Below are 6,771 nucleotides of genomic sequence, written 5' to 3' on the forward strand. Positions count from 1 at the left end.
AATCTATATTATAATAATCAATTAAATTGCTATCGTTAGGGATTTCATTTGGTGAAATATTAGTTTCGGTTCCTTCTGTTACACCCTCAGCAATGATGTTTTTTAATACCTTTTGAATGTTTTCCATCTCAACATGTGTGTTCATTTTTATTAACCCCTTTTTTGTCTTTTATTTTTTATAATTAGATTATAAATTCTCTTTCAACGCTTGCCTTTTCACCTTACCTGTTGAAGTCTGCTCAAGTTTTTCTTGAAAAAATATCTTTCTAGGTACCTTATATGCTGATAAATACCTTCTGCAATGGGATAATATTTCTTCTTGCTTAGAAGGATGATTTAAAACTATATGGGCGACTGGTATTTCTCCTCTAATTGAATCTTCTTGTCCCACTACTACTGCTTCTTTAACAGCAGGATGAGTTTGAATAACCTCTTCAACTTCTAAAGGATTTACCTTCTTTCCGGATACATTAATAGTGAGTTTTTGCTTCCCATATATATAAAGATGACACTTTTCATCTAATATCCCTAAATCTCCAGTCTTAAAATACTCTTTTTTATCGATAATGGAATCCAAATTACCTTCACCATCTAGATAACCCATTGTCATACTTTTATTTTTGATCAGTATTTCGAAAATTTGTAACCCTTTTGATTCCACAGGATCTGAATAATTTAGTAATACACTTGTATCCGATATTACTTTTCCAACAGATGGTTGATTATATAGTTTATTTTCATACTTTTCATGTAAGATTGAAATGGCACCTGTTTCTGTCATACCGTATACATTGTTTAAATTTAATCCAATTAATTCCTCACACTTTGTTAACACTTCTTGGTTTAATATCCCTCCTGCGGTAAGAGCGTATCTCAAGTTTGTTAACTTACTTTTACAATGGCTTGCTAACATCTCATAATGAACTGGAAGTGCAATTAAAATTTCAATTTCCCTTTCTAAAATTACCTTCTCAATCTTTGTTGCGAGAGTTAACGCGGGTAAATAAGTTATTGTTACACCCGAAATTAATGGTGCAATAAACCCAAAAGCAAAACCATACGCATGGAATATTGGTGCAATAGACAGTATTCTTTCTTCTTCTTTTAAATCTAATGTTTTTTTAAGTTGTAAACCTTCATTTAATAATCGTTTCTCTGATTTCAAAACAGCTTTTGGAATATTGGTGGATCCCGATGATAAAAAGATAACTAAGTTCCCTTCATCAACACTTTTGTTCTTCTTAAAGAACAAATTTTGTGTTCTTAAATTAAATAGTCTTATTGGCTTCTCAAACTCCATTTTTTCTTCAATTACCATATCATCTTCTATATCTATTAGTTTTTTTGTATCTGTTATTAAAATACTTGGCTTATACATGTTGATAACAGTTTGAAATTCTTCACTTTTTGTATAAGGATCCAATAGTATAATTGGAATTTTCAAAGAACATAATGAAACGAAAAGTATTGAGAATCTATATGAATCTTTTAAACATAATCCTACTAATTTACTTTGAGATAACCCAATCTTAATAATCGTACTACGGCATTTTTCAATTTCTTCTATATACTCTTTGTAACTAACCTCTTTTTCGTCTCTTATAAAAGCGATGTGTTCTGGATTGTTCTTCTTGATCTGATTGTATATCACTAAAAACCCCTCATATCTTTGAAGTTATTCTATTTTTCAAATCCATTGGCGTACTAGCGGTAACTACCTCGTATGATTTATTCATTGAAAAATTTTCAGTAAACCAATCTACTTTGATTGTATAAACATCTACTTTCTTACCTATATCCAAATCACTCTCTGTATCCCCAATAAATATACTTTCTTCTTTTTTTGCCTCCAACATCTCTATTGCTAAAGCTAATCCATCTGGATTGGGTTTACTTGGTATATTATCACTAGAAGTAATAATTACATCGAAATATTTAATTAAATCGGTATATTTAAGTAGTGCGTAAGTCGTTTCTCTTGATCTGCCCGTAAAAATCCCTAGTTTCATTTTCCTATCTTTTAGGTACTCCAACATATTGTGTATATCAATTGGAGGTATTAAAAATAATTCACACAAATTATCTAGGAAATACTTATTATAAAATTTTAATGCTCTTTCTTTATTTTCTTCTCCTACTAAACAACCAAGTGTAGCCTCTTCTGTAGGCATAGCATATCTTTTGATTAGAAGTGTACTACAAGTTTTATTCATAACCCTTGAATAAGCATATTTACAACTTTCCAAATGAATTTTCCAACTATTAACCAACGTTCCATCTAAATCAAATATGACTGTGGATACTTTATTAATCATTAATGTTCAGTACTCCCCCAGTTTAAATTTCGATCAATATGTTCAATATTCATATCGATATATGGTCCAGTCTGACAGCTTACTTTGCAGGCTATTTCTACTAATGAAGTTGCAATTGCCGCTCCCGAAGCCATTCCTAATCTCATCTGTAAATCAAGTAATGGTGACAACCCCATCTTTTCCAGTAAGAATTTATGCCCAGGTTCAGAAGAGACATGGGACGCAATAAGATAATTAGATATATCTGGACATAATAATTGCGCAATACTAGCCGCAGCTGTAGTTATAAATCCATCAATAATTATAGGTATTTTCCGTGCTGCTGCTCCCAGAATTAGCCCTACTACCCCAGCTATTTCCAGTCCACCAATAGAACTAATTATACGAAGAGGATCATCAGTGACCTTGAGATTATGATAATCTATACTCTTTTTTACAATTTCAGTTTTATATTTAACCTTTTCGCACGATATACCCGTTCCTTTTCCTACAACATCATTTGGTGAGATATTACAAACAACTGAAGTTATAGCGCTAGCGGCTGTGGTATTTCCAATACCAATTTCCCCAACTGCTATAATATTTGAATTTTGATTTTTTTCAGTCTCTAGTACTTTAGCACCTTTTAATATAGCCTCTATTGTTTCAGATATACTCATTGCCACTGTATTCGTCATATCATTCGTTCCTTCCTTAACCTTCCAGTTAAGAAAATTATCTGAATCAATACATTCTTTCAAACCCAAATCAACTAAAGTAATATCTGCCCCAACCTGCTTAGCAATTACATTAATAGGTGCTAAACCATCGGCTATCGTTTTGAATACCTTACTCGTAACATTTGATTTAAATAATGATACATGCTTTGATGCTATACCATGGTCACCTGCAAAAATAACAATACTTTTTTTGAAATCATCTATCTGAGTTATTCCTCGTACACCTGCAATCTGATAGGCTATCTTATCTAACGCCCCTAAACTTTTTAATGGCTTTGCTATTCGCATTTGGCTAATGTGAAATTTTCTTTCGGCATATTTATCGATAGGTGTTATCTTATCAATAAGTTCTTTTAATGATTGAATATTCTCTTTCATTCAGAACACCCCGCAATTTTATCTGTGTTCTTATGGAGTTTCTCCTCTATTAATTCTGATACACCATTAATAAAATGTTGATTAATGAAATACCTTGATACTCTTTCTCTAGCCGCGTTTGCTAAACTATCACCTAATTCTTGATTATTTAACAATCTTTCAATCTTATAGGCAATTTCATTTTCATCTAACTCACGTATACCATACTTATCTTCGTTTACAGTTAATTTCAAAGCTTCTTTGTTATCACGTAATAACTCATTTAACGAATCAACCGAAGAGGCTATTATAGGCTTACCTACAGCCATAAATTCAGCAGCAACATAACAAAACGACTCCCATAATGAAGGTACTACACATATATCTGCTACATGAAAGTATTCAATTGCCTCCTCTCGTGTTATATCACCTAAGAAAATTACTGAATCGCTTACATTTAACTTTTTAGTTAGTTCCTTGAGATATTCTAGCTCTGGTCCAACACCAATAATTCCGAGCTTAACTTTTGGGTAATTTCTCCAAACTTTTGCAAATCCTTTAATTAAATAATCAAATCCTTTCACTGGTACTAATCTACCGCAACCTAAAATTATAATTTCTTCCTCTTTTGCTAGAACGCTTCTTCTTCGTCTATAATTTACATTTTCTTTTCTTGCAAGTTCATCTGGATAAATTCCTAAATGAATTACGCTTGTTTTATCTCTCGATAAATCCTCATACTGCTTATGTATACTTTCGGATAACGCATTACTAATAAACACAGTATGGGTAGAGTGCATTAATGCTTTTCTCTCCAATTCAAGAATTAACTCTTTTCTAGCTTCAACATTATTTGAAACTCGATGAACCCCATTTCTATCGTAAGGAACCATCTTTGAAAAATCTTGTAAAAGGATATTAATGAGTGGGCATCCAAACTGTTTTGCTAAAATAGAAGCTTCAGGAAAACAAAACAAGTCCGGAAAAATAATTATTGATGGTGCACCAAACTTATTTACGAAATGATTTACACCCTTCATTAATCTTCTATGAGAAACAAGAGAATTGTCACTTATACCAGCTTCTTCTGTATATAAAGATTTATTGCTAATTCGATATATATTAACATCATTAATTACTTCTGTTACTAAAATTTCCTCTATATTATTTGTAATTACTCCTACTTTATATCCTGATTTTGCTAGACCTTCAGCCAATGATCTGGCTACTGTACTTGTTCCGCCAATTGTATTAGGCGGATACTCACGCGAAAAAATTAATACTTTCAAGGTTTCACTTCCCTTTCTTTATGTATTTTCATATATGCCTGAATTTGTTCTAACGTGAAATGATAAGCATCCTTACCTTCTTCAAAATTTTTATACCAGTTTACTGTTTCACTAACTGTACGATTAAAATCCCATTTTGAATTCCACTTTAATTGATAAACAGCTTTTTCAGAATTAACACTTAGACTATTAGATTCATAAAAATTTTCATTATAATTTTCGGAGTTATAGGACCCGTTCCCCCAATTATCAATAAACGTTTCTACTAATCTTTGTACTGGTAAAATGGAAGTATTAGTTGGCCCAAAGTTCCAACTTCCACTATACTTTTTAGGGTTGTGAAACAAATTTATACTTAGTAGCAAATAACCATACAATACGTCAAGTACATGCTGCCAAGGTCTAAAAGCATAGGGCTTTCTTAATTCAATTACTTTTTTCGCTGAAAGAGCTCTAACACAGTCAGGTATAATTCGCCCCTCCGCCCAATCTCCTCCACCAATTACATTTCCTGTTCTCGCACTCGCTAAACCAATTTTACTGTCCTCAGAAAAATAAGCATCTATATATGCAGTAAATATTAGCTCTGCAGCTGCTTTAGAAACGCTATAAGGATCTCCTCCTCCTAATTCATCATTTTCCCTATACCCCCATAACCATTCTTTATTTTTATAGCACTTATCAGACGTAACATATACTACCGACTTAACCGACTTATTGTGACGAACAACTTCTAACAAATTCACTGAACCAATTACATTAACATCAAAAGTGCGTTTGGGTTCTGTATACGAAACTCCTACAAGTGGTTGAGCAGCCAGATGAAAAACAAATTCTGGATTTTGTTTTCTGAAAACTTCTTTTAGATGTTCTAAATCTAGTATGTCTCCATCAATATGTAAAATCCTTTCCTCTAAACCTAATATATTGTAAAGACAATCTTTTTTATCAGGAGGTAGTGAATATCCGACAACATCTGCACCTAACATATCTAACCACATACAAAGCCATGCACCTTTAAATCCTGTATCCCCAGTAACAAGTACCTTTTTCCCTTTAAATATAGACAAGTCTTTAGTTAATTCCATAATTTCCAAGGTGCCTCCATATTTTCATACATTTGATTTAAAGTTAATTGATCTTTATATGTATCCATACTTCCCCAAAAATCACTATGGTTATATACCATCATTTGTTTATTTCCCATTAATTTTTGTAGCGGTTCTTTTTCAAATACTAATTCTTTATCATTGTCTAGATATTCAAAAATCCCTCTGTTACAAATGAAATATCCACCAGAAATTTTTGCATCAGCAACTTGAGGTTTTTCTTGAAACTCTGTTACATGCCCCTCACTGTCACATTGCAACTCCCCATACTGCCCTGTTCTTGAAATACCTGTAACAGTTAGTATTTTTCCATGTGAATGATGAAAGTCCAATTGACGATTAATATTAAGATTACAAACTCCATCTCCATAAGTAAGCATAAAGGTTGAATCATCTCCAATATACTTTTGAATTTGTTTAATACGACTCCCTGTCATTGAATCTAAACCTGTTTCTACCATCGTAATTTTCCAATCTTCCTCACTCAATCTATTATGGTATTGAATATCATTGGGCTGATTAAGAGAAATTGAAAAATCACTATTGATTAACTTATAATTCATGAAATACTCTTTTATTTTCCACCCTTGATAACCTAAACATAAAATAAATTCATTATGTCCCCATGAAGAATAGTATTTCATAATGTGCCATAATATTGGCTTGTCCCCTATCGTAATCATCGGTTTAGGAATATTATCTTTATGCGATTGCATTCTCGTTCCAAAACCACCACAAAGAATAACTACTTTCACCTATCTCATCCTTTCGTATGTATTTTACTAAGCAAATATTTTATTGATTCTTAAAATTCGAACCAGAAAAGAAAACGTTTGCACAGTTATGGATTATAAACCTATTACTATAAATTGTAAATACATTTTTTTACTATTTTTATCTAATTATGAATTATCCAACAAAACAAAACGCAACCTGATAAATAAATTAAATATTCTAATAATAATTCAATATCTACTTCTAC

6 protein-coding genes are annotated in these 6,771 nt (G+C 31.9%); all 6 read right to left on the reverse strand.

The window, feature by feature from the left end; translation table 11 throughout:
• Window positions 1-187: 187 nt before the first annotated feature.
• The 6 genes from DN403_RS30515 to rfbF are packed head-to-tail and all read right to left on the reverse strand — an operon-like array spanning window position 188 to window position 6,544.
• Window positions 188-1,651 carry a class I adenylate-forming enzyme family protein gene (locus tag DN403_RS30515; protein ID WP_000639966.1) on the reverse strand — a complete coding sequence of 488 codons (1,464 nt, stop codon included), beginning with the start codon at window positions 1,649-1,651 and terminating at the stop codon, window positions 188-190.
• Between the two features lie 10 nt (window positions 1,652-1,661).
• Complete coding sequence (locus DN403_RS30520) at window positions 1,662-2,315, reverse strand: HAD family hydrolase (RefSeq protein WP_000608988.1); 654 nt, start codon at window positions 2,313-2,315, stop codon at window positions 1,662-1,664.
• Entirely contained in the window at window positions 2,315-3,412 is a 1,098-nt protein-coding gene (gene cobT / locus DN403_RS30525) for a nicotinate-nucleotide--dimethylbenzimidazole phosphoribosyltransferase (RefSeq protein WP_000662058.1), read from the reverse strand. Before cobT ends, DN403_RS30520 begins: the two co-directional genes overlap by 1 nt.
• Window positions 3,409-4,680 (reverse strand): glycosyltransferase family 4 protein, encoded by a 1,272-nt coding sequence (locus DN403_RS30530; protein WP_044783463.1) that lies wholly within the window; start codon window positions 4,678-4,680, stop codon window positions 3,409-3,411. Before DN403_RS30530 ends, cobT begins: the two co-directional genes overlap by 4 nt.
• On the reverse strand, window positions 4,677-5,768 hold the full coding sequence (rfbG, locus tag DN403_RS30535; protein ID WP_041488150.1) for a CDP-glucose 4,6-dehydratase: 1,092 nt from the start codon (window positions 5,766-5,768) through the stop codon (window positions 4,677-4,679). Before rfbG ends, DN403_RS30530 begins: the two co-directional genes overlap by 4 nt.
• Window positions 5,759-6,544: a glucose-1-phosphate cytidylyltransferase gene (rfbF, locus tag DN403_RS30540; protein WP_000869622.1), complete on the reverse strand. Its 786-nt coding sequence runs from the start codon at window positions 6,542-6,544 to the stop codon at window positions 5,759-5,761. Before rfbF ends, rfbG begins: the two co-directional genes overlap by 10 nt.
• Between the last annotated feature and the right edge of the window lie 227 nt (window positions 6,545-6,771).

The sequence above is a fragment of the Bacillus sp. AY2-1 genome, from assembly GCF_008368965.1.
In the GTDB taxonomy this organism is placed as follows: Bacteria; Bacillota; Bacilli; order Bacillales; family Bacillaceae_G; genus Bacillus_A; species Bacillus_A thuringiensis_S.

Bases quoted from the DNA above. Each gene is read 5' to 3' on its own strand.
- DN403_RS30520 (WP_000608988.1), bottom strand. From the start codon at position 2,315: ATGATTAATAAAGTATCCACAGTCATATTTGATTTAGATGGAACGTTG.
- cobT (WP_000662058.1), bottom strand. From the start codon at position 3,412: ATGAAAGAGAATATTCAATCATTAAAAGAACTTATTGATAAGATAACA.
- rfbG (WP_041488150.1), bottom strand. From the start codon at position 5,768: ATGGAATTAACTAAAGACTTGTCTATATTTAAAGGGAAAAAGGTACTT.